Origin of the sequence: Candidatus Pandoraea novymonadis, assembly GCF_003004665.1 — a bacterium.
Lineage (GTDB): Bacteria > Pseudomonadota > Gammaproteobacteria > Burkholderiales > Burkholderiaceae > Pandoraea > Pandoraea novymonadis.
In genome coordinates this window covers 48,644-71,148 of sequence record NZ_MUHY01000004.1, presented here as the reverse complement: position 1 = coordinate 71,148, position 22,505 = coordinate 48,644, and the positions used below count along the sequence as shown (strand labels likewise).

Here is a 22,505-nt window from a genome sequence, read left to right as displayed (position 1 = left end):
CTAAAATTTCATAGATCTCATTTCCGCCATTCATGTCAAGGATTACAAAATTGGCTGTAGGCTCTCTAAAAATTGGATTCTACCGGTAACCATTTTCCATACACTTTCTTCTCCATCTTACCGTGCGATTGGTTTATAACGAATACGCTTTGGCGTGTTCGCTTCTTCGCCAAGACGCTTTCGCTTATCTGCTTCGTATTCTTGATAATTGCCCGGGAAAAACTCAATACAAGAGTCACCTTCGAAAGCCAATATGTGCGTAGCAATGCGGTCAAGGAACCAGCGATCGTGGGAAATAACCATCACACAACCGGCGAATTCCAGCAGTGCATCTTCCAGTGCCCTCAGCGTTTCCACATCAAGATCATTTGATGGCTCATCGAGCAGCAGCACGTTACCACCAGCGATCAATGTCTTTGCCAAATGCAAACGGCCACGCTCACCACCAGACAATGTGGCCACCTGCTTTTGCTGATCCGAACCTTTAAAGTTGAAGCGACCAATATAAGCACGAGACAGTGTTTCGTACCTACCCACACTCAGCACGTCCGCACCACCCGAGATTTCCTCGAACACCGTTTTCGTACCATCAAGCGCATCACGATTCTGATCAACATAAGCAAGTCTTACAGTCGGACCCACTTTGATTTCACCATTATCTGGTTGCTCACTCCCAGATAACATCTTGAATAATGTCGATTTGCCTGCACCGTTTGGACCAATGATACCTACAATCGCACCTGGGGGAACTTGAAAGCTCAGATTATCAATCAGCAAACGATCGCCGAAGCCTTTTGTTACATTCTTAAATTCAATCACTTCTTTACCCAAACGCTCACCGATAGGAATAAAAATTTCCTGTGTTTCATTGCGCTTTTGGTATTCCTGGCTATTTAATTCCTCAAAGCGAGCAATCCGCGCTTTTGACTTCGCTTGGCGTCCCTTAGCGTTTTGACGCACCCATTCCAGCTCCTTCTTCAAGGTCTTTTGACGTGCCGATTCGGTGAGTTCTTCCTGCTTCAAACGCTCATGTTTTTGATCAAGCCATGAGCTATAGTTACCTTTCCAAGGAATACCTTGACCACGATCGAGTTCAAGAATCCACTCAGCTGCGTTATCAAGAAAATAGCGGTCATGAGTGACAGCCACAACGGTGCCAGAAAAACGTGTCAGAAACTGCTCAAGCCAATCAACTGATTCTGAATCCAGATGATTAGTGGGCTCATCCAGCAACAGCATGTCAGGACGAGACAGTAGTAAACGGCAAAGAGCCACACGGCGCTTCTCTCCACCAGATAATACAAAAATCTTAGTATCCCAAGGGGGTAAACGTAGTGCATTAGCAGCAACTTCAAGTTGATGCTCAACGTTATCACCCCCACATGCAACTAAAATCGCCTCGCACTTTTCTTGTTCCTCTGCAAGCACATCGAAATCCGCATCTGCTTCTGCGTAAGCTGCGTAAATGGATTCAAGCCGCTGGCGCGCCTCAAATACTTCTCCCAAACCACCTTCGACGACTTCACGCACTGTTAATTCCGGATCAATTTGAGGTTCCTGCGACAAATAACCAATCTTCAAGTTTGGCATTGGGTTCGCTTCACCTTCAATTTCATGATCAACGCCAGCCATAATTTTTAGTAATGTCGACTTACCAGAACCGTTTAAACCCAGCACACCAATCTTAGCACCGGGAAGAAACGATAACGAAATATCCTTAAGAATATGGCGCTTAGGCGGAACAATCTTGCCCACGCGGTTCATGCTAAATACATACTGTGCCATGAGACTTCCTGACTGAAAGGGAGAATGAGCAGAAGTGTAACAAAGACAAGAATGAGATACATGATTAGTGCCTACCCTTCTGCTCACAATGCAACAAAAATTCGACGTCTGATCAAAAAATGGTAGTAAGTGAACTCATTCCAATTAGAACAACGACACAATTTCGTCTCAAAAACTCCACATTTAATCCTCCGTCATAGCCAGTCATGTACATATGTCAGATTTTTTATCCGTCATGATAAAAATAAATGCCGTATATCACATATGCCCAGTGTTAATTTATATCGTCCTTAACAAAAAAACGATGACAGTTACCACCGCCTTATCTATGCAGATCAATCATGTCAGAGAAGTGAAGAGGCGTATCAGGTAACCTAACGGCAAGCACATCTACCTAAAATTCGACCTATACACATAACGAATAATTCTGATACAGAGAGCTATACTTTTGAAACTCCACAAAAAGTATTTTTTGACAAGTCTTCATCTAGGGAAGATAGTCGAATTTATGTGATCCCTGCCGTGTTGAAATACCTTTCTATTTTTAAAAGAATTCATAGATGCCTCTGGCCTACTCTTCAGAATTACAAAGCTATGTTTAAACGGCTGATATATGAAGAGCATGTCTTCTGTTATTTGTAGCAAGACGAGAAAAGCAGAAACGTAGAACAGCTTTATGCGAGTGATGTCATCGAGCAAAGCCTGATTCGGATGGGAATCGAAGTAGTGACGACATTAAATAGATAAAGAACACAGCTATCCCCGCCTAAGTATTCAGCAATACTTAAACAAAAGATCCCATTACCTAAAACGCATCGCCACCCTTATTATGATGACGATGCAGGACAACCAAAGATGATTAGATATTATGCTAAACGTCTGAGACTCATCGCATTTTAGGTTTTGTGACGATAGTTAATTCGCCCCTTAGTTAAATCATAGGGAGACATTTCTAGCGTAACCCGGTCACCAGCCAAAATACGAATGCGATTCTTCTGCATACGCCCGCTGGCATAGGCCCACACCTGCACTCCGTTTTCAAGCATCACACGAAAACGGTTATCAGGCAACACGTCTGAGACGTGGCCGTTAAATTCAATAAGTTCTTCCTTGGCCAAATTGATATCCTCATATGACGCAGCTAGCGCCGGTTTCGAAGATCACCAAACAACACTCCCCAGTGCATAGAACTAATATACGCTACGGACATCAAAGATGGTAAATCCAGTGGTCATTGCAGACCGTAGTAATTTCACGACACAGGTCCTTGAACAGACAGCTATTTACAATGACCAACCCGTAATTCATTACACTAGATCGAAGTCTATCTTTATAAAAAATAGACGCCGAGTGCAGCAACACGGCACTGAAATATCGAGCAGCAGGCGATCACCGAAACAGCGACGTTCCGGCTCCGTAAGAATAAAGCTTTCTTCCTTACTCGTGGGAGAAAATCCACACAGAAACGGAAAATATCAAAAAAAAGCTGCTATTTAAAATAGTTAATTTAAAAATCCCACGTTCTATTAGGCTCAATCAAGTTAACAGGAAAATTTTACGCCAATGAGATTGACTCGGGATGCAATCAGCAATTAGGCCTCTGATTAGGAAGAATAATGTTTCTAGAACAGCGATCTCGTTTTCAAAAACAGAACTGTACTAAAATTCTCTTGTAGTACATTACCGGACATAGATCGCAAAGTTAACGTACTGGTCTGCTAATCAAACTCCAAACATTGCAACTCTCATCATCTCTAAAAAACGTCACACAAAAACACGTAAGTCTTTTATTTTTGGTGCCGGCTGCAGGAATCGAACCTGCCACCTGATGATTACAAATCAACTGCTCTACCAAATGAGCTAAGCCGGCATGGGTGGTCATTGTAACTGAACTTTCTTAAGAATATGCCGAAAAATTATAAAATTTTAAGAGCTATTCAATCAAGTCCATCCTTAAAATGAGGGCTCCCTCCAGCAATCCACTCAACAGATCCGGAGAGTCATAACTGGTCTATACTATTCTCAAATAATATCCTGTGAAGAACAACTATTTCACGACCTTCAAATGCGCGCGTCTACCCTGAGGACTAATCGGAGGGGACGGATCTGGTTTCTCTCCATCAGGAGCTAACGGTGTCAAAAACACGGCAGGTCCTCCAAGTGGTGAGATCTGATTGACTGAGAAGGCTATACCTTGACCATTCTCACGTGCATACATTGCCAACACGTTTGCAACTTGCACCTCGACTTTCTGTGCAATACCGCCAAAACGAGCGCTGAATTCAATCCAATCGTTACCCATCTGCAAACCGCTAGTCGCATCAAAACTAATGTTCAATACAATTTCGCCATTTTTTACAAAATTACGAGGTACTTTCGTGGATGCATCGACATGTACAGACAAATGCGGAGTGTAGCCATTATCCACGCACCACTCGTACAAAGCGCGTAGCAAGTAAGGTTTGGTAGAGGTCTCTAACATTTTCTTCCATTATCCTAACCAAACGCTGGAGCGTACTGTTAACTCAAACTACTTGGTTAAGAATATAATTATTAACGACGCATGACTTTTTCAGAAGGCGTAAGCGCTTCGATATAAGCAGGACGACTAAAAATGCGCTCGGCATATTTTAATAACGGAGCAGCATTTTTCGATAACTCAATCCCATAATGATCCAAACGCCATAGCAACGGGGCAATCGCAATGTCCAGCATCGAAAAGTCATCCCCCAACATATACTTATTCTTCAAAAAAATAGGAGCCAATTGCACCAGACGGTCACGAATCAATGCACGCGCTTTCTGAACAATACCATGGTCCATTTGGTTTTCTAGCGTGCTGATATGCATAAACAGCTCTTTCTCGAAATTAAATAAAAATAAGCGCGCGCGCGCGCGCTGCACCGGATCTGCTGGCATCAATTGTGGATGCGGAAAACGTTCATCAATATATTCATTGATCGTATTCGATTCGTATAAAATTAAATCTCGCTCAACCAAAATTGGGACTTGACCGTAAGGATTCATCACACTAATTTCTTCCGGCTTGTTAAAAAGATCAACATCACGGACTTCAAAGTCCATGCCTTTTTCGAACAAAACTAGCCGGCAACGCTGAGAAAATGGGCATGTTGTGCCCGAATACAAAACCATCATAGCGCATTTTCCTTAAAAACTAACGGGGTTAGGGCGGGGAAAGCGGCGCTTTCCCCGCCCTAACCCCTTTTACAGAATTGATTCTACTTCACGTCCTTCCAATAAGCCGCATTTAAACGAAAAGCTAGTAACGTAAATATTGCCAAAAACAATAAAACCCAGACACCTAACTTCTTTCGTGTACGCTGCACAGGCTCCGACATCCAATCGAGATAAGATACGAGATCTGCTACGGCATTATCAAAATCACCTGGTTTCATAATCCCAGGTGTCAGCTGAATAAACATCGAATTACTATTCATTTTTCCTTGATTTTTAATAGCTCGCTGTCCCTGCAGTTCCCACAGTGGGTTTGGCATTCCAACATTAGGAAATACCACGTTGTTCCAGCCAGTTGAGCGAGAATCATCACGATAGAAAGCTCGTAAATACGTGTATAACCAATCCGTTCCTTTCACCCGTGCTTGCACCGATAAATCAGGTGGTATAGATCCAAACCAATCTTTGGCATCTGACATTTGCATTGCAACCGTCATTGGCTCATCAATTTTTTCAGTGAAAAAAAACATATTCTCCTTAATCTTCTTTTCTGAAAATCCTAAATCTTTTAATCGAGAATATCTCATTAACGAGGCTGAATGGCAATTCAGACAGTATTTCAAAAATAATTTAGCTCCACGCTGAAGTGCTGCTACGTCGTTTATACGATTCGGTGCCGAATCAAGGACTACGCTCTCACCCGCTATCGCTGGGAAGATAAAACCGCACGAAAGCACTAGTACAATAAAAAACATTTTCTTGATCGTTACGAATCGTATCAAAATCATTCAACTCCCACGGTACGTAACGCGATCCGGTACCGGCTTAAAAGTACCCAACTGGCTCCAAACTGGCATAAGTCCAAAAAAACAGAAGTAATACAACGTCCCCACTTGCGAAAGTCGAGTATTTAAAGGTGTCGGATCTTTCATCCCCAAATAACCGAGCAGCAAGAAAAAAAAGACAAAAATACTCAACAACACCTTGTGAAAAACTGGTCGGTAACGGATCGACTTTACAGGACTCTTATCTAGCCAAGGCATAAAAAAAAGTGAGATGACTGCTCCGAACATCATCAGCATCCCAAAAAACTTAGCTTCCATCAAAAATATTGCCAATAGAAAGAGCATCCCCGCACCAGATCTAACAATTTTAGTAGTCACCTGCACACGCCATTTGATTGACCAGGTGGCTATAGTTAGGGCTAAAATAGCCATCAGTACATATTTGAAGTCATCGGTTGTCGCACGTAATATCGAATAAAAAATCGAAAAGTACCATACTGGCGTAATGTGCTGTGGTGTAATCAAAGAATTCGATGGCATGAAGTTATTCACGTCCAAAAAGTAACCAGCCATCGTAGGAGCAAAAAAGACAATTGCCGAAAATATCATCAAAAATACACCAATACCCAAGATAACGTGTGTCGTATAGTAAGGATGAAAGGGGACACCATCAATCGGAATTCCATCAGCGTTCTTCTTTTCTTTGATTTCAATACCATCTGGGTTATTTGAGCCAACCTCATGCAGTGCAATGATATGGCCAACCACTAGAGCAATCAAGATCAAAGGAATCGCGATAATATGTAATGCAAAGAATCTATTCAGTGTTGCATCAGAGATAATATAATCACCTCGAATCCAAAGCGACAAATCCGTTCCAATAACCGGAATCACAGAGAATAGGTTAACAATTACCTGTGCACCCCAATATGACATTTGCCCCCATGGCAGCAAATAGCCCATAAAAGCTTCCACCATTAAACACAAAAAAATAAAACAACCAAAGATCCAAACAAGTTCACGAGGTTTACGATATGAACCGTATAACAGTCCACGAAATATATGCAGGTAAACCACAACAAAGAACATCGAAGCACCTGTCGAATGCATATAGCGAATCAGCCAACCCCATGGTACTTCGCGCATAATATATTCGACCGAAGCAAATGCAAGTTTCGAGTCAGGTTTATAATTCATCGTAAGGAAAATTCCCGTAAGAATTTGAATCACCAGCAATAGCATCCCCAACGACCCAAAGAAATACCAGAAGTTAAAATTTTTAGGAACATAATATTCAGAAGCATGTTTCCTCCATAGCCGAGTCAATGGGAAACGACGGTCAATCCAGCCAAGCAAGCCGGTCGTTTCAACATGTTTTTCAACCACCATTAGCTCTCTCCTTTTTCATCTTGGCCGATCACAATCTTCGTCTCACTCAAAAACATGAAACGGGGAATATCTAAATTCTTTGATGCAAGATTATTTTTGAATACGCGCCCAGACATATCATATGTTGAACCATGACATGGGCATAGAAATCCAGGATAGGTGCCAAGTGCCGCAAGACTGTTAGCCACGTAAGGCCCCAAAGGAATACAACCGAGGTGAGTACAGATACCGATGACAACCAGCAAATCTTTACGCTCAATGCGAGCACGATACGCATTGTTACAAAACTCAGGCATAGGATAACTAAAAACTTCTTTTGATTCTGGATCAACTAACTCAGGTTTTACTTTCTCTAACGAGTCCATGTCATCTGATGTGCGCCACACAATCCATACGGGCAATCCCCGCCAATTTACAGTCATCTTCTCACCAGACCTCAGACGGCTAATATCAACTTCGACTGGTGCGCCACTGGCTTTTGCATGCTCTGACGGTTGCAAATACCCAACGAATGGTATTAATGTTGCAACACCTCCAACAACAGATGTTGCTATCAACCAATTCCGACGACTATTCTCGACGAGCTTTTCTTGATCATTCCCCATCACACGCCCTACGCGATTAAATTGATATTTTCATGATAATTCCAACCTTTCCATCCAGAATTTCTACAATATAAATTGTAAGAATCATCATGACACATCACATACTGCTACAACACTATTTTCAGGAAATAGTGTTCCAAGAATTCCTATGAATAAGCATTTCATTCATAAAAAAATACACTCATATTTTTTAGATAACCAATTTATCGACTTCTTTCTATGCAACATAGTCAATAGCTAACTCTGAAAATACTCTTTAGAAAAAATATAGAATGAATAGAAATACTCCAAAGTCTCCTAACTGAAAAAAGTGAAATAGAACAAACTTTACAGTAGTTCAAATAATTACTTCAAAAAGAAAAGAAGTTATCAATCTTCACATCTTCATGCTGAAGATGCTTTTTTTAAAAATTGCTAGGTTATAGTTAGATTGCGAAAAAAATCATACCGATTGTCAAATCAACTGGCTTTTAGAAGCCGAAGTTGGCCTAGCAAGTTCATTTTTCTTAAAAAGGGCATTGTAAATTTTATCTATGACCATCCTTATACCTTCGCAGATCAAGTCAACACTTGACTCGAAAATAACTATTTTTCAGCCCTCGTGACTATTCTGGACCAACATTAACCTTTGTTTAACAGCGTACAAATTCCACAAAGCCATCTTGCATCCTACAGATACATTGCCACTAAACTGGATTCGGGATGTCAAAAAAACAATGCTCAATCTCAAACGTTTTAGCAATATGCTCGCCTAACGCCTTCACTCCCCAACACTCCGTCGCATGATGTCCTGCTCCTAAGAAACCAACACCCGATTCTCGTGCCAAATGTGTATTCTGCTCAGACACCTCACCGCTTAGATAAACATCTGCTCCTGCGGCAATAGCAGCTTCGAAAAATCCTTGAGCACCACCGGTACACCATGCAACTTTTTTTATCGGTCGATCCGGATCACCCAATAATAGTGGTACACGTCCCAATTTAATATCCACACGCTGCGCCAGTTCACGTAAAGTCATTGCTCGTTCGAGCGTACCAAGCCAACCTAGTTGATCTGGGCCAAAACGGGCATGAGAGATAAAGCCAAGCAAAATAGCCAATTGCGCGTTATTACCCAATTCTGAATGTGCATCAAGCGGAAGGTGATAAGCAAATAGGTTCATGTCGTTCTCAATCAAAAGACCTAGGCGGCGACGCTTAATACCAACAATGCAAGATTCCTCATTTTTCCAAAAATATCCGTGGTGTACTAGCACTGCGTCGCTTCCCCAATCACGTGCTGCTTCTAGAAAAGCTTGACTAGCAGTCACCCCAGAGGCAAGTTTTCTAATTTCTGGACATCCTTCTACTTGAAGCCCATTTGGGCAATAATCCTGAAATTTTGAGATTTGAAGTGTATCGTTAAGATACAATTCTAAATTAATACGATTTATCAAGGTTTTTTCTCCTTCATGTTCAGACGCTTCTGGCTCCTGTTTGCGCAAGCGGTCACTATACTACTCGCGCTATTATTTATAATCGCGACCTTGAAACCACAGTGGTTACCAGGTCAAAGACCATTTGGCTATCAGTCGGTCAATCCCACTATTGCGTTCCAAGAGACGACAAATAGTCTGTCCGAAAAGACGACACAAGACTCGTATGCAGATGGTGCACAAAAAGCCATGCCATCTGTGGTTAGCATTTTCTCCAATAAAAAGAATCGTGCCAAACGCGATCCTCGCTTCGACGATCCATTGTTCCGCTATTTTTTCGGTGATAGCGGTACTGCTATTCGCCAGGAACCGGTACCAAGCCTTGGCTCCGGTGTCATCGTCAGCAGTCAAGGATACATTCTCACAAATCACCATGTAATCGATGGCGCTGACGAAATTGAGATAGCACTTGCGGACGGTCGTAAAGCCTGTGCCAAACTAGTTGGAAGCGATCCAGAAACCGATCTAACCGTCCTAAAGATTACACTCGACAATCTACCTGCCATTACTCTCGGTGGCATGGAAAAGGTACGCGTCGGGGATGTGGTGTTAGCCATTGGTAATCCGTTTGGAGTAGGACAAACAGTCACCATGGGTATCATTAGTGCACTTGGTCGCAATCATCTCGATATCAGTACTTTTGAGAACTTCATTCAGACCGATGCTGCTATCAATCCTGGTAATTCAGGTGGCGCACTAGTAGATGTGCATGGCAACTTACTTGGCATCAACACAGCTATCTACTCACGCAGCGGAGGCAATATGGGCATCGGCTTCGCGATCCCTATATCCACGACTCGTTCTGTGCTGGAATCCATCATCACTACTGGTACAGTCACGCGTGGCTGGATCGGTGTAGAACCGCAAGATATTACGGCTGATATTGCAGAATCGTTCGGTCTGCAACAGGACTCCGGTGTGATTATTGCAGGAGTCGTGCAAGGTAGTCCTGCGGATAAGGCGTGCATTCAGCCAGGGGATACCTTGACCAAGGTTGGCGATACCACAATTCGTGACACGACTGAACTTCTCAACATTATTGCTCAGCTAAAGCCCGGTGTGTCTACGGCAATCCAACTAAAACGAAAAAAGAAAACCATCGATCTACAAGTAATAGTTGGGAAACGTCCTCCACCCCCCAAACGCCCTTTAGAAGAAGGAGACGATAACAGTGGGTATTAACGGATGATAACTTCTATGTATCCGAATCACCTCAAAAATACAAAGACAAAGCTTGATAAGAAACATAAAACAGGCACCGACATCACTCATCATTTCTGTGAGCAGGCGACTTCACAAATATACGCGCGGCAATCAAACCAAATTCGTAAAGCAAAACCAGTGAAATTGCAAGCATGACCTGAGATAGAACGTCTGGCGGTGTAACAATCGCAGCGACGACAAATGAACCAACAACTGCATAAGGGCGGCTTTGCTTAAGTTTTTCTAGACTAACAACACCTAGATGTACTAGCAGTACGACCGCCAACGGCATCTCAAACGTAATACCAAAACAAAGAAACATCGTTAGGACGAAGCTGAGATAGCTATTAATATCGGTGTTCATCTCCGCACCTAATGGTGCATTGTAATGAGCCATGAACTGAAAAACTGTTGGAAATACAAGAAAATATGCAAATGCGATGCCTACAAGAAACAACGCGTAACTGCTTACGACCAACGGAATCACGAGTCTCTTCTCATGCCGATATAGTCCAGGCGCAATGAATGCCCAAGCCTGATAAAGCACGATCGGAAATGCAACAACAATTGATACTATCATCGTGACCTTCATCGGCACAAAAAATGAACCGCTGATGTCCGTGACGATCATCTTGCCGCCTCTTGGAAGCGATTTCAGCAATGGACTTGATAGCAAGCAGAAAATATCCGGAGCCCAATAGATAAGACTAAAAAATACTATGAGAACCGCCCCTCCAGCACGAATGATGCGGGCACGTAACTCTATCAAATGTGAAAAAAATGTTGCTTCTATATCCCCTCCAGGAATTTTCTGTTTGTTAGTCACATAAATCCTCTTGGAATTATCCTAGACTGCTTTAATTCTGGAGGCTAGCTAGTTGGGGTCCACAAACTTAAAAGAATTTCATCGGACGGCGCATGGTTCTTGGCATATGCCGCGCCATACGAGCGGCCCCCGACTGCAAGTATATTTTTGTGCGCGTCGCTTGTTTATACCAAAGCGGCATCACCCTACGTTTCACACGCCAATTGCGCCGATTAACGCTTTTCAGATTCATAGAGAATCTCATCGTAGGCTCAGCGGTATCTACTGAATCAGCAACATAATGGGCTAATGAAACATGTGTTGACGGCATCATTGTCGCCTCATTCAAAAAAATGTCATTTAATGCATCATCATCCTTTAAGTACAAATGTGTGTTGATCGTACTCTCGAAACCGCGTGCGATATCCTCAAATTCACGACCGACATTAAGCAATTCATCAAGTTCCATTTCACTTTTCACTTGCGCCTTAACATCATTGAGATAACGTTGTGCACGGGAAAACAACGCTCCCGCCATACGAGTTACTTTCGGAAGACGTTCCGGACCAATAACAACCAGCGCAACTACACCGGTCAGAATCAGCTTGGACAAACCGAGATCTATCATGCCGTTTTGGCCTTTAACCTTATCGTTATTGGCTAGTATCTTCTTTTTGCATGTCGATAGTTATGTTGTTATAGGATTGCGGCTCCATATCCTTCGATGAAGAAGCAGTACTACTTTCCTTCATTCCATCCTTAAAACCCTTCACCGCCCCCCCTAGATCGCTCCCAATATCACGAAGCTTCTTCGTACCAAAAATCATCATAACAATCAAGAAAACAACAATCCAATGAGAAATACTGAGATAACCCATAAAAAATCTCCTAGTGCTCCCGTTTCTATTTATCGGCATTAATACTTATTTCTGTCAGGTGAACTCTCACATACATATCGAAGGACGTAGTCCCGCTATCACATGCATATGAATATGATAGAGTTCTTGGCCACCACCCGGGCCGGTATTCATTACTACACGAAAACCATTGGCCTCCTTGTCCGATCCTGGCTCGTAAGCATAGCCAAATTCTCTCGCCAATTTGGGTGCTAATAACATCATTTTCCCAAGCAGTTCCTGATCTTCGCTTTCGCAATGCTGCAAGGTCGGGATATGACGGCGAGGCACCACCAACAAATGGAGCGGCGCCACCGGTCTAATATCCTTGAAGACGATCAAATCACTATCCGCATAAACCTGCTCGCTCAAAACTTGCCCAATAGCAATCTTGCAGAAAATACATTCATCATGACCCATGAGCATTTGATCCTTAGTGAGATTGCGTCATTGTCAGCATAAAGCATCGTCAGATGCTAAGAGATCGCTTCTCCTGATACATCATAATTCTGCAAATAATCTAAAGAAGATAAGCGAAAATGGATATCAAGCCAACGAAACCCAAGATCAACTAGAACCAATAATATGAAAGACCATACTGTGACTCCAATTTTATCTCTCTCAATAATTCCCTATCGTAAGGATAAATCGTTGATAACAACTATTGACGAACAAAGATTCTGTATGGAAAATTTGGTAATCCTTGCGCAAGTAACATCCGCACTTTAATTTCGACAATAGACAAACATTTAGCCATCAGACGACTTACGTTGTGCCTTCTCCGTCAGCCCAGACAATCCTTCACGACGTTCCAGTTCAGTCAACACCGCATCCGGTGAGAGACCATGATGAACCAAAAGTACCATGCTATGAAACCAAAAATCGGTAGTCTCGTTGACAAGCTTCTGCTTCAAATCACCAGACAAGGAAGACGCTCCAATGCGGATATCTTTCGCAGCCAAGATAATCTCTGTAGCTTCTTCGGCAATTTTTTTAAGTATGGCATCATCACCTTTATGAAATAAACTCGCCACGTAAGATTCATTCTTATCACCGCCTTTGCGGGATTTGATGACCTCAGTCACTCGTTTCAAAGTTTTATTCATCTGACTCACTTATAAATTCTATTTGGATCTTTGAGTACTGGCTCATCTATTGTCCAACACACATCTAACCCAGATCCTTCCAGTTTACGAAAAAAGCAGGAATACCGACCTGTGTGGCAAGCAATACCTTCGATCTGCTTGACCTTCAATAAAATAACGTCTGCATCGCAATCCAGGCGAATGTCATGTACCTTCTGCACATGACCCGATTCTTCACCCTTATGCCACAAACGCTTACGAGAACGTGACCAATAAATGACCTCACCGACTTTCACCGTAAGCTTCAACGCATCTCGATTCATCCAGGCCACCATCAGCAAGTCATTGGTTTCAATCTCCTGAGCGATCGCTGGTACTAAGCCGTTTTCATCCCATCTCACTTGATCTAACCAATCTTTTATCATGCTTTATTACAACCTCACTGAAATACCTTGATCCGCCATGAAATTCTTAGCTTCACCAATTGTATGGTCACCGTAATGGAAAATACTTGCCGCCAACACCGCGTCAGCATGACCTTGTGTAATGCCGTTTGCGAGGTCCGCCAATGACCCAACACCACCCGAAGCAATCACGGGAATCATGACGTTGTCGGATACAGCTCGCGTTAGCTCTAAATCAAATCCAATTTTAGTGCCATCACGATCCATACTGGTGAGTATAATTTCACCTGCACCAAGTTCTTCAATACGTTTAGCCCAAACCACAACGTCCAAACCAGTGCTCTTCCGACCCCCATGCGTAAAAACCTCCCAACGTGAGGACTCACCCTCAACAAATACGCGCTTAGCATCGATAGCCACCACAATACACTGAGATCCGTATTTACTGGCAGCCTCTGCCACAAGATTAGAATTAGCAACAGCAGACGAATTCATAGCAACTTTATCTGCACCCGCATTAAGCAACCGGCGCACATCAGAAACCTCTCGTACTCCACCGCCTACAGTCAAAGGAATAAATACTTTGGACGCTACCGCTTCAATAATCGGCAAAATGAAGTCACGACCATCAGAAGTCGCCGTGATATCAAGAAAAGTTAGTTCGTCAGCTCCCTGCTCATCGTAACGAGAGGCAATTTCAACTGGATCCCCTGCATCACGTAACTCAAGGAAATTAACCCCTTTGACGACCCGACCTGCAGTAACATCAAGACAAGGAATTATACGCTTAGCCAAAGCCATAGTGACGGCGCGTGACGGCGACAGGCCGCTTACACCTCTCCTTTCGAAAACATATCAGCCCGCGCTTGCGCATCTGAAAAAACAAGGTCACCGGAATAAATCGCTCGACCACAAATTACACCTTCGACACCATCCTCTTCAATCGCGCACAGCGCATCGATATCGCTCAAATTCGATAGTCCCCCGGAGGCAATAACAGGCACCTTTACGGCCCGAGCCAGGCGCACTGTCGCATCGATATTAATTCCCTGCAACATGCCATCGCGGCCAATATCAGTGTAGATTATGGACTCGATACCGTAGCCTTCAAATTTACGTGCAAGATCGACAACTTCATGGCCCGTGAGTTTACTCCAGCCATCAGTAGCGACCTTTCCATTCTTAGCATCAATTCCAACGATAATATGTCCACCAAAAGCAGATGATGCCTCCATAAGGAATCCAGGATTTTTCACTGCTGCTGTACCAATAATAACGTAGGACAAGCCACTATCGAGATAGTGTTCAATGGTGGCCAGATCACGAATACCCCCACCCAATTGGATAGGAATTTTGTTACCCACCTCCTCGATAATCTCACGGATCGTCTCTACATTACGTGGTTTGCCTGCGAACGCACCATTCAAATCCACTAAATGCAACCGCCGAGCACCCTGCTCGACCCAATACCGAGCCATAGAAACAGGATTCTCGGAGAATACAGTGGTTTGATCCATGTCACCTTGTTTGAGGCGCACACATTGACCGTCTTTCAAGTCGATAGCTGGAATAAGCTGCATAGACAATCGTAAAATGAAAAAGATAAGTACCAAACCCCACTAGGATTCCTCTCAGAAGAACTGGTACACTCAGCAATCGAAACCAATTCAGCCAAAAATAGCAACCACTATAGGGCATTATCATGAATCCAAAGCATCCGAGATACCTGTAAAATCAAGGATTCCAGCGCAAAAAATTTCGGTAGAGTGCAAGTCCGTGTACGCTACTTTTCTCCGGGTGAAACTGTGTTGCAAAAATATTATCGCGTGCGACTGCACAGGTAAAATCGACACCGTATTTTGTTTCACCAGCCGTCAATGTAGGATCGACAGGAACCACGTAATAGCTGTGCACAAAGTAGAAATAAGAGTTGTCCGGAATACCGAACCATATCGGGTGATTGAGCGTCTGGCGAACCCGGTTCCATCCCATCTGTGGCACCTTAAAGCGTGAACCATCATCTTGCCGCTGTCCATCGAGGCGGAAACGTACAACTCGGCCAGGCATGATTCCCAGTGCTGGCACATTAGATTCCTCACTAATCTCGAAGAGCATCTGCTCCCCCACACAGACAGCGAACAATGGCTTAGTTGCAGCAGCATGGAGCACTGCTTGGCGCAGATCTAATGCATCCAAGCTTTCCATACAATCATGCATCGCACCCTGTCCTGGCAAAACAACACGATCTGCTACACGAATCTCATTAGCATTTCTGGTGAGTCTAATCTGTGCTTCCGGTGCTGCGAAACGCAGTGCCTGACAAACCGAATGCAAGTTACCCATACCGTAATCGACGATTGCAATCTTGGTCATTTCAAGCCTGGAAGTAATATCCTTAAACCATCAATAATAAATTCCACAGCCAGTGCCGACAGAATCAATCCCATCAAACGCGTCCCGATATTGATCCCCGTATATCCTAACCAATGTTCTATCCGCTCCGCCAGACGCAGGGCTAACCAAACAACAGTACCCAAAGCAATGCCGATAACAACAAGCCACAGAAGTATTTGTGTCCAATGTTGCGCACCACGACCCGCATAGATAATTACAGTGCTAATCGTACCTGGCCCAGTCAACAAAGGAATGGCAAGTGGTACTACAGCAATATTCGGTCGCGCTCTAGCCTCATAGCGCTCTTCATCCGTGGCCCGATCGCTGTTATTGGCAGATTTAGCATTAAGCATATTCACCGCCATCAGCAACATGATAATACCGCCACCTACTTCGAGCGATGCTACCGAAATACCAAAGAAGCGAATGATATGCTCGCCAAATAATCCCGAACACACCACTACTAACGCAACTGATATGGCTGTCACCTTTATCGTGTGGCGCTTTTCTGTTGATGTCTGTTGTCCAGTCAAGCTGATAAACAACGGGATAGCACCCAGTGGATTAACTAGTGCCAACAGGGAAATAAAAAATTTTAACGTGTCCAACGTCATGAAAGTTTTTCTCAGGGAAGTTGCAAAGAACGCAATCAGCGGTTTATCAACCGTGGGAGCGCCATGTATTTTGTTAAAAGTTCGGTATAAAAGTGCCTACAGGCTTCCCTTCGTCGACGGCACAACACCGGCCGCACGTCGATCGATCTCAGTCGCCATACGAAGTGCCCGTCCAAAAGCCTTGAACACCGTCTCACATTGATGATGAACATTGATGCTTCGCAAATTATCTATATGCACGGTTACGTGCGCATGATTGACAAAGCCACGAAAAAACTCAATGAACAAATCAACGTCGAAGTTACCAACACGTGCACGAGTGAAAGGAACATGGAACTCGAGTCCCGGACGCCCAGAAAAATCGATAACTACCCTAGACAGCGCCTCATCAAGAGGAACATAGCTGTGACCATAGCGAACAAGACCCTTTTTATCTCCAACCGCCTTTGCTACAGCCATACCAAACGTAATTCCAACATCTTCCACAGTATGATGATCGTCGATATGTATATCCCCCTTCGCCGTTATTTCCATATCAATCAAGCCATGTCTAGCAATTTGATCAAGCATATGATCCAAAAAAGGCACGCCAGTATCAAGATGCTTTTGGCCCGAGCCATCTAGGTCTATCTTAACTCTTATTTGCGTTTCGCTGGTGTCGCGAACCACTTCCGCAATACGCATGATGTTCTCTTCAATATCGTTGAAGGCCGGCTTCTGTCTAGATTGAAAACCTACCCCAAAAAACCGAAGTCGTAACCTCGACCAATGTTTCTCTTTAGAGAGCCACTCCAACTACCGGCTGTACGCAAACAACCAAACAAAAAATATCTATTCTGCGCAATTTTTTAACCAATCCATCAAAAAAGCATCTCGACACAAGCTGAACGCATACCTGCTAGACCGAGTTTGAAGCTTTCGCATCGATAGAATTCTAAAAATCACCACAAAGCGCGACCCAATCTGAAACACTTAGGCTAAGAATAACATTTAACGACATACCGATAAAGCCCACACCTAAATAACATAACTCCAGAAGTCCTGATATTACAGAATCCAAAACAACACCGCAAAACGCATCTGCAAATAACTTTAATAGATACACCCATCACATTTCGCTTTGCAACACCAAAAATTTCACGTTCATCAAATTTCTATATTTTTCAATAGTTTCTCCACCATAATTCTGGAAAATAATCTATCCGATAGACGCTTATCGAGAATGCTCTACCCTACGAGACTTTTCGGATACGGTACTTGGCACTCATCGCATGGGCTTGCAAACCCTCGCCATAAGCGAGTTCAGCAGCAATCTCTCCAAGCATCTGTGCACCCTGTTCACTGACTTCGATAATACTTGATCGCTTGACAAAATCATATACACCAAGCGGCGATGAAAACCGTGCAGTACGCGAGGTGGGCAGGACATGGTTCGGACCAGCACAGTAATCACCCAAGCTCTCACTGGTGTAACGTCCCAAGAAGATCGCACCTGCATGACGAATCTTATCTGCCCAAAATTGTGGAGTTTCAGACGAAATCTCTAAATGCTCCGGTGCAATAAAGTTTGCTATATCACAGGCCTCGTCCATGTCACGGACTTTCACCAGTGCACCACGTCCTTGCAAGGAAGCAGCAATTACGTCTCTACGTGGCATATCGCCAATCTGGCGATCAAGTGACGTCTGTACTTTTTCGATAAAAGTAGCATCTGAGCTTAGTAGGATTGACTGTGCCAACTCATCATGTTCAGCCTGTGAGAATAAGTCCATAGCCACCCAATCCGGATTAGTAGAACCATCACAGATGATAAGGATTTCCGATGGCCCAGCAATCATGTCAATACCAATCTTCCCGAAAACACGACGTTTTGCAGCCGCCACGAATGCATTACCTGGCCCCACGATCTTATCAACGCCAGGTACAGTGTGCGTACCATAAGCCAAAGCCCCCACCGCCTGAGCACCTCCGATCGTGAAAATGCGGTCAACACCTGAAATATGGGCCGCTGCCAGTAACAATGGGTTCTGTACGCCATTAGGTGTCGGAACTACCATAACGATCTCCTTGACACCGGCCACACGTGCAGGTATGGCATTCATCAATACGGATGAAGGGTACGCGGCCTTGCCGCCGGGGACGTAAATACCGACGCGATCGATAGGCGTTAATTTCTGGCCTAGAACTGTACCATCTGATTCGGTATATTTCCAGCTATGAGTTCCACATTCTACACGTTGCTTCTCATGATAAGCTCGGACGCGTGCGGCCGCCACCTCCAGCGCCGTACGGCATTTAGGTTCCAAAACCTCAAGCACAGCACTAAGCGACCCCATAGGCAACTCAAGCTCATCCATACTTTTTACGTTTAGACGATCGAAATGATTGGTGTATTCAACTACAGCAACATCACCGCGCAACTTGACATCCGCCAAGATCTCTCCCGCAATACGATCAATCGTAGCATCTTCACTGGCTTCAAATGCGAGAACCTCACGCAATTGAAATAAAAAATCCGTTGCTGTTGAATCCAATTTTCGAATATTGAGTTTCATACGTCTAGTCTAGTTCTAGTATTAAACATTAAACGTGAGTCACCGAAGCACGTTCAAATGCTTCGAGAATTGGCTGCAAGGATTCACGCTTAAGTTTCAACGCGGCTTGATTCACTACTAGGCGAGAGGAAACCTCCATGATTTCCTCCACTTCAACCAAATTATTAGCACGAAGCGTACCACCAGTGCTTACCAAATCAACAATTGCATCAGACAGCCCAACCAAGGGACCAAGTTCCATTGATCCGTAAAGCTTTATCAAATCCACGTGTACTCCCTTTGCTGCAAAATGCTCCATGGCGGTCTGCACATACTTGGTGGCTACCCTCAGGCGAGCACCTTGACACACTGCATTTTTATAATCAAACCCTTGATGGACGGCAACAGACATGCGGCATTGCGCAATATTCAAATCGACTAATTGATACAAACCGGCACCACTATGTTCTATGAGAACATCCTTACCAGCTACTCCAAAGTCGGCGGCACCGTACTGCACATACGTTGGCACATCGGTAGCACGAACAGTAATGACCCGTAGATTCGGATCACTCGTAGATAAAATTAACTTACGGGAAGTCTCAGGATCTTCTGTCACCTCAATACCGGCAGCAGCCAGTAGCGACAACGTTTCAGTAAAAATACGCCCTTTTGATAAAGCGAGTGTAAGTGGTTGGTTTAGTAGCTTGGCGCTCATACGATTACCGGTTATCGGAATCACGGAATTAGTCATACTCATAGAAACTCTTCCCTACTGCGCAAGAATATAAAAAATATACGCGCAGACAGTAGGTGGCTGGAAAGCAGTTAACAATAGCCGCAATCACGAAAAGTGCTGACATCAATATGCCGACTTTGTTAAATCACTGTATCTGATACTCGAACGGGGTCAACGTCTTCATCGATAGTGCATGAATCTCTGCTTTCATACGGTCTCCTAACACGCCATAAACGAGCTGATGCCGCTGAATCAATGGTCGACCTTCAAATTCAGCACTAACGATCGTAGCAAAAAAATGCTGACCATCACCCTCCACTGTGACGTGCTCACATACCAGACCAGACTCAATATATTGTTTAATTTTTTCAGGGGTAGGCAGCATAACCTCTCCTATATCGTTTCAATGACGCAGCTTATATCCACAGCGCAATAATGAAATAGCAACCGTCGTCAGCACAGTAAGCGTAAGAATCATAATCATCAGACTAATGTTTGGAGAAACGTCCGAAACACCGAAACACCCATAGCGAAAACCATCAATCATATAAAAAAATGGATTAATATGGGATACAGTCTGCCACAATTGTGGCAGCGAATGAATCGAATAAAAAACACCCGCCAAAAACGTTGCAGGCACGATCAAAAAATTCTGAAACGTCGCGAGCTGATCGAATTTATCTGCCCAGATACCAGCAATCAATCCCAAAGTACCTAAAATAGCCGCTCCAAGAAATGCGAACAAGAAACTCCACCATGGCGCCACGAACAACAAATGGGTAAAGCTCCCCGTTACCAGCAAAACACCTGTACCAACTACAATACCCCTCACCACAGCAGCAAGCACATAACCAAGAAAAATTTCCCAATGTGATAACGGAGGCAACAATACAAAAACCAGATTGCCGGTAATCTTCGACTGAATAAGTGATGATGAGCTGTTTGCAAATGCATTTTGCAACACGCTCATCATGACAAGGCCCGGCACAAGGAAAGACGTGTAGGCAATCTGTTCATATACTTTCACCCTATCTTCAAGCATATGCCCAAAGATCGTTAGATAGAGCAGCGAGGTCAGAACAGGAGCCCCTACAGTTTGTAAACCAACCTTCCAGAAACGTAGCACTTCTTTGTAAAACAAAGTACGCAAACCAATCATGATACCGCCACCGTCAAATGTTTCGAAGACTCACTCTCAATACCCGACTTTGGGTCACTCATAATTTGCAGGAAAACATCCTCTAGATCGGTTTTCCGAATCTCTATGTCCTCAATCGCACAGCCGTTAGCGCAACAAGCTGCAAGAATTGGTTCAACTTCATTTGCGTTAGCCAGTCTCAATGAGAATTGAGTTCCGCCAACCTCTGAATGGTCAATTATTCGTGAATGTAATGTGGGAGGCAACGTTCCGTGCGAAAAACGCAAGACGAGACGCATACCAGCAAATCGTTTCAGCAAACTACCAGTTCGTTCAAGCGCAACCAATTCGCCCTTCTTTAGCATAGCAATGCGATCACACAAAGCCTGTGCCTCTTCAAGATAATGTGTTGTAAGTACAATAGTATGCCCTTCACGATTAAGACGCGTAATGAACTTCCAAAGCAGTTGACGCAGCTCAACATCAACACCGGCAGTCGGCTCATCAAGTACTATAACAGGGGGACGATGCACCAAGGCTTGAGCCACCAACACACGACGCTTCATCCCACCCGAGAGCTGACGCATATTGAGATTAGCCTTGTCCATCAAATCAAGGTTAGTCATAATTTCATCTATCCAATCATGGTTTTTCCGAAGGCCGAAATAACCTGACTGAATATGCAATGTCTCACGTACAGAAAAGAAGGGATCAAACACAATTTCTTGGGGCACAATGCCAAGTTTGCGACGTGCCATACGGTAGTCACGCACCACATCGTGACCGAGTACGCTAACGGTACCCGAATCTGCACGGACCAAACTAGCAAGAATGCTAATCAGCGTCGTCTTACCAGCACCGTTCGGACCAAGCAAGCCAAAAAATTCTCCCTCCTCGATCGCAAAATTGATGCCTTTAAGCGCGTGCGACGCGGCATATCGTTTTTTAACGTGACGGATTTCAATAGCTGCCATGGAGAATATGCTATGCGCTCGTCACTCTATAGGGACGAAAGAACATCAAAATTTTAAAACCAAGAGCACCATCACTGATGTGTACTTTGCTTAATGTGCGTACATTCTCGCACAACCAACGGACGTTCATCGAACAAAAATAAAAAAATTAGCTAAAAAGACGGTCGAAAATCCTGAGATCATAAAGAAAGATTTAAAGCTATAGCAGAAAAATAACTTCATCAATTTCCTCCAGCTACCAGACAATCAATCCCGTAGACCGTAGCCAAGCTCACGAGCATTCTGGGCAAGTTGATGAATTCTAAAGATATACCACGATGAACCGCATGCCGCCGCAAAGCGATGAGAACAGCCAAGGCCGACGAATCAAAATCAATTATCCCGTCACAATCTACCTCCGTCTCACCCATATCGACACTCGCAATAGCATCAGATAGTGCTCCCTGAGCACTATCTACCGTTATTTTGGCTTGAAGCGCGAACAT

Annotated in this window: 26 protein-coding genes and 1 tRNA gene; 1 reads left to right on the top strand and 26 read right to left on the bottom strand. The window is 43.9% G+C overall.

Annotated features, from left to right (window positions below; all coding sequences use genetic code 11):
- Positions 1-117: 117 nt before the first annotated feature.
- The 9 genes from ettA to BZL35_RS04820 form a co-directional block, all read right to left on the bottom strand.
- Positions 118-1,785, bottom strand: a complete 1,668-nt coding sequence (ettA, locus tag BZL35_RS04860; protein ID WP_106183125.1) for an energy-dependent translational throttle protein EttA — start codon at positions 1,783-1,785, stop codon at positions 118-120.
- A gap of 896 nt (positions 1,786-2,681) precedes the next feature.
- The gene (infA, locus tag BZL35_RS04855) at positions 2,682-2,903 is read right to left on the bottom strand and encodes a translation initiation factor IF-1 (protein WP_106183124.1); all 222 of its coding nucleotides are present in this window, start codon (positions 2,901-2,903) and stop codon (positions 2,682-2,684) included.
- A gap of 676 nt (positions 2,904-3,579) precedes the next feature.
- A tRNA-Thr gene (locus tag BZL35_RS04850) sits at positions 3,580-3,655 on the bottom strand.
- 177 nt (positions 3,656-3,832) lie between these two features.
- The gene (locus BZL35_RS04845) at positions 3,833-4,267 is read right to left on the bottom strand and encodes a ClpXP protease specificity-enhancing factor (RefSeq protein ID WP_106183123.1); all 435 of its coding nucleotides are present in this window, start codon (positions 4,265-4,267) and stop codon (positions 3,833-3,835) included.
- A 71-nt stretch (positions 4,268-4,338) separates the two neighbouring features.
- Positions 4,339-4,941, bottom strand: coding sequence for a glutathione S-transferase N-terminal domain-containing protein (locus tag BZL35_RS04840; RefSeq protein WP_106183122.1), 603 nt, complete (start codon positions 4,939-4,941; stop codon positions 4,339-4,341).
- Positions 4,942-5,024: 83 nt separating this feature from the next.
- Positions 5,025-5,744, bottom strand: coding sequence for a cytochrome c1 (locus BZL35_RS04835; protein WP_420837025.1), 720 nt, complete (start codon positions 5,742-5,744; stop codon positions 5,025-5,027).
- Positions 5,745-5,768: 24 nt separating this feature from the next.
- Positions 5,769-7,154 carry a cytochrome b gene (locus BZL35_RS04830; RefSeq protein WP_106183121.1) on the bottom strand — a complete coding sequence of 462 codons (1,386 nt, stop codon included), beginning with the start codon at positions 7,152-7,154 and terminating at the stop codon, positions 5,769-5,771.
- Positions 7,154-7,759, bottom strand: coding sequence for a ubiquinol-cytochrome c reductase iron-sulfur subunit (gene petA, locus BZL35_RS04825; RefSeq protein ID WP_106183120.1), 606 nt, complete (start codon positions 7,757-7,759; stop codon positions 7,154-7,156). The genes BZL35_RS04830 and petA overlap by 1 nt, the downstream gene beginning before the upstream one ends.
- Before the next feature lie 686 nt (positions 7,760-8,445).
- Complete coding sequence (locus BZL35_RS04820) at positions 8,446-9,192, bottom strand: Nif3-like dinuclear metal center hexameric protein (RefSeq protein WP_106183149.1); 747 nt, start codon at positions 9,190-9,192, stop codon at positions 8,446-8,448.
- Between the two features lie 18 nt (positions 9,193-9,210).
- On the opposite strand from BZL35_RS04820, the gene BZL35_RS04815 reads away from it, so the two are divergent.
- Entirely contained in the window at positions 9,211-10,416 is a 1,206-nt protein-coding gene (locus tag BZL35_RS04815; RefSeq protein ID WP_106183119.1) for a trypsin-like peptidase domain-containing protein, read from the top strand.
- An 82-nt stretch (positions 10,417-10,498) separates the two neighbouring features.
- Here BZL35_RS04815 and tatC read toward each other — a convergent pair whose 3' ends face one another.
- The 17 genes from tatC to BZL35_RS04730 all read right to left on the bottom strand — a co-directional run bounded on the left by tatC (position 10,499) and on the right by BZL35_RS04730 (position 22,505).
- Positions 10,499-11,263, bottom strand: a complete 765-nt coding sequence (gene tatC, locus BZL35_RS04810; RefSeq protein ID WP_106183118.1) for a twin-arginine translocase subunit TatC — start codon at positions 11,261-11,263, stop codon at positions 10,499-10,501.
- Positions 11,264-11,330: 67 nt separating this feature from the next.
- A complete protein-coding gene (tatB, locus tag BZL35_RS04805) occupies positions 11,331-11,870 on the bottom strand; it encodes a Sec-independent protein translocase protein TatB (RefSeq protein WP_106183117.1) in 540 nt (179 codons plus the stop codon).
- Between the two features lie 25 nt (positions 11,871-11,895).
- On the bottom strand, positions 11,896-12,120 hold the full coding sequence (tatA, locus tag BZL35_RS04800) for a Sec-independent protein translocase subunit TatA (protein ID WP_106183116.1): 225 nt from the start codon (positions 12,118-12,120) through the stop codon (positions 11,896-11,898).
- 66 nt (positions 12,121-12,186) lie between these two features.
- Complete coding sequence (locus BZL35_RS04795) at positions 12,187-12,558, bottom strand: histidine triad nucleotide-binding protein (RefSeq protein ID WP_106183115.1); 372 nt, start codon at positions 12,556-12,558, stop codon at positions 12,187-12,189.
- Positions 12,559-12,887: 329 nt separating this feature from the next.
- Positions 12,888-13,244, bottom strand: coding sequence for a phosphoribosyl-ATP diphosphatase (locus BZL35_RS04790; RefSeq protein ID WP_106183114.1), 357 nt, complete (start codon positions 13,242-13,244; stop codon positions 12,888-12,890).
- Positions 13,245-13,249: 5 nt separating this feature from the next.
- Positions 13,250-13,648: a phosphoribosyl-AMP cyclohydrolase gene (hisI, locus tag BZL35_RS04785; protein ID WP_106183113.1), complete on the bottom strand. Its 399-nt coding sequence runs from the start codon at positions 13,646-13,648 to the stop codon at positions 13,250-13,252.
- 6 nt (positions 13,649-13,654) lie between these two features.
- A complete protein-coding gene (hisF, locus tag BZL35_RS04780) occupies positions 13,655-14,428 on the bottom strand; it encodes an imidazole glycerol phosphate synthase subunit HisF (RefSeq protein ID WP_106183112.1) in 774 nt (257 codons plus the stop codon).
- Between the two features lie 29 nt (positions 14,429-14,457).
- Positions 14,458-15,207: a 1-(5-phosphoribosyl)-5-[(5-phosphoribosylamino)methylideneamino]imidazole-4-carboxamide isomerase gene (hisA, locus tag BZL35_RS04775; protein ID WP_106183111.1), complete on the bottom strand. Its 750-nt coding sequence runs from the start codon at positions 15,205-15,207 to the stop codon at positions 14,458-14,460.
- A gap of 154 nt (positions 15,208-15,361) precedes the next feature.
- On the bottom strand, positions 15,362-16,000 hold the full coding sequence (gene hisH / locus BZL35_RS04770) for an imidazole glycerol phosphate synthase subunit HisH (protein WP_106183110.1): 639 nt from the start codon (positions 15,998-16,000) through the stop codon (positions 15,362-15,364).
- The gene (locus BZL35_RS04765) at positions 15,997-16,629 is read right to left on the bottom strand and encodes a MarC family protein (RefSeq protein ID WP_106183148.1); all 633 of its coding nucleotides are present in this window, start codon (positions 16,627-16,629) and stop codon (positions 15,997-15,999) included. Before BZL35_RS04765 ends, hisH begins: the two co-directional genes overlap by 4 nt.
- A gap of 102 nt (positions 16,630-16,731) precedes the next feature.
- Positions 16,732-17,319 carry an imidazoleglycerol-phosphate dehydratase HisB gene (gene hisB, locus BZL35_RS04760; protein WP_106183109.1) on the bottom strand — a complete coding sequence of 196 codons (588 nt, stop codon included), beginning with the start codon at positions 17,317-17,319 and terminating at the stop codon, positions 16,732-16,734.
- A gap of 548 nt (positions 17,320-17,867) precedes the next feature.
- Positions 17,868-19,190, bottom strand: a complete 1,323-nt coding sequence (hisD, locus tag BZL35_RS04755) for a histidinol dehydrogenase (RefSeq protein WP_106183108.1) — start codon at positions 19,188-19,190, stop codon at positions 17,868-17,870.
- 28 nt (positions 19,191-19,218) lie between these two features.
- Positions 19,219-19,887, bottom strand: coding sequence for an ATP phosphoribosyltransferase (gene hisG, locus BZL35_RS04750; protein ID WP_106183147.1), 669 nt, complete (start codon positions 19,885-19,887; stop codon positions 19,219-19,221).
- Positions 19,888-20,053: 166 nt separating this feature from the next.
- Positions 20,054-20,293: a BolA family protein gene (locus BZL35_RS04745; RefSeq protein WP_106183107.1), complete on the bottom strand. Its 240-nt coding sequence runs from the start codon at positions 20,291-20,293 to the stop codon at positions 20,054-20,056.
- Between the two features lie 18 nt (positions 20,294-20,311).
- Positions 20,312-21,067, bottom strand: a complete 756-nt coding sequence (locus BZL35_RS04740) for an ABC transporter permease (protein ID WP_106183106.1) — start codon at positions 21,065-21,067, stop codon at positions 20,312-20,314.
- Entirely contained in the window at positions 21,064-22,020 is a 957-nt protein-coding gene (locus tag BZL35_RS04735) for an ABC transporter ATP-binding protein (RefSeq protein ID WP_106183105.1), read from the bottom strand. Before BZL35_RS04735 ends, BZL35_RS04740 begins: the two co-directional genes overlap by 4 nt.
- A 221-nt stretch (positions 22,021-22,241) precedes the next feature.
- Positions 22,242-22,505, bottom strand: coding sequence for an STAS domain-containing protein (locus tag BZL35_RS04730; protein WP_106183104.1), 264 nt, complete (start codon positions 22,503-22,505; stop codon positions 22,242-22,244).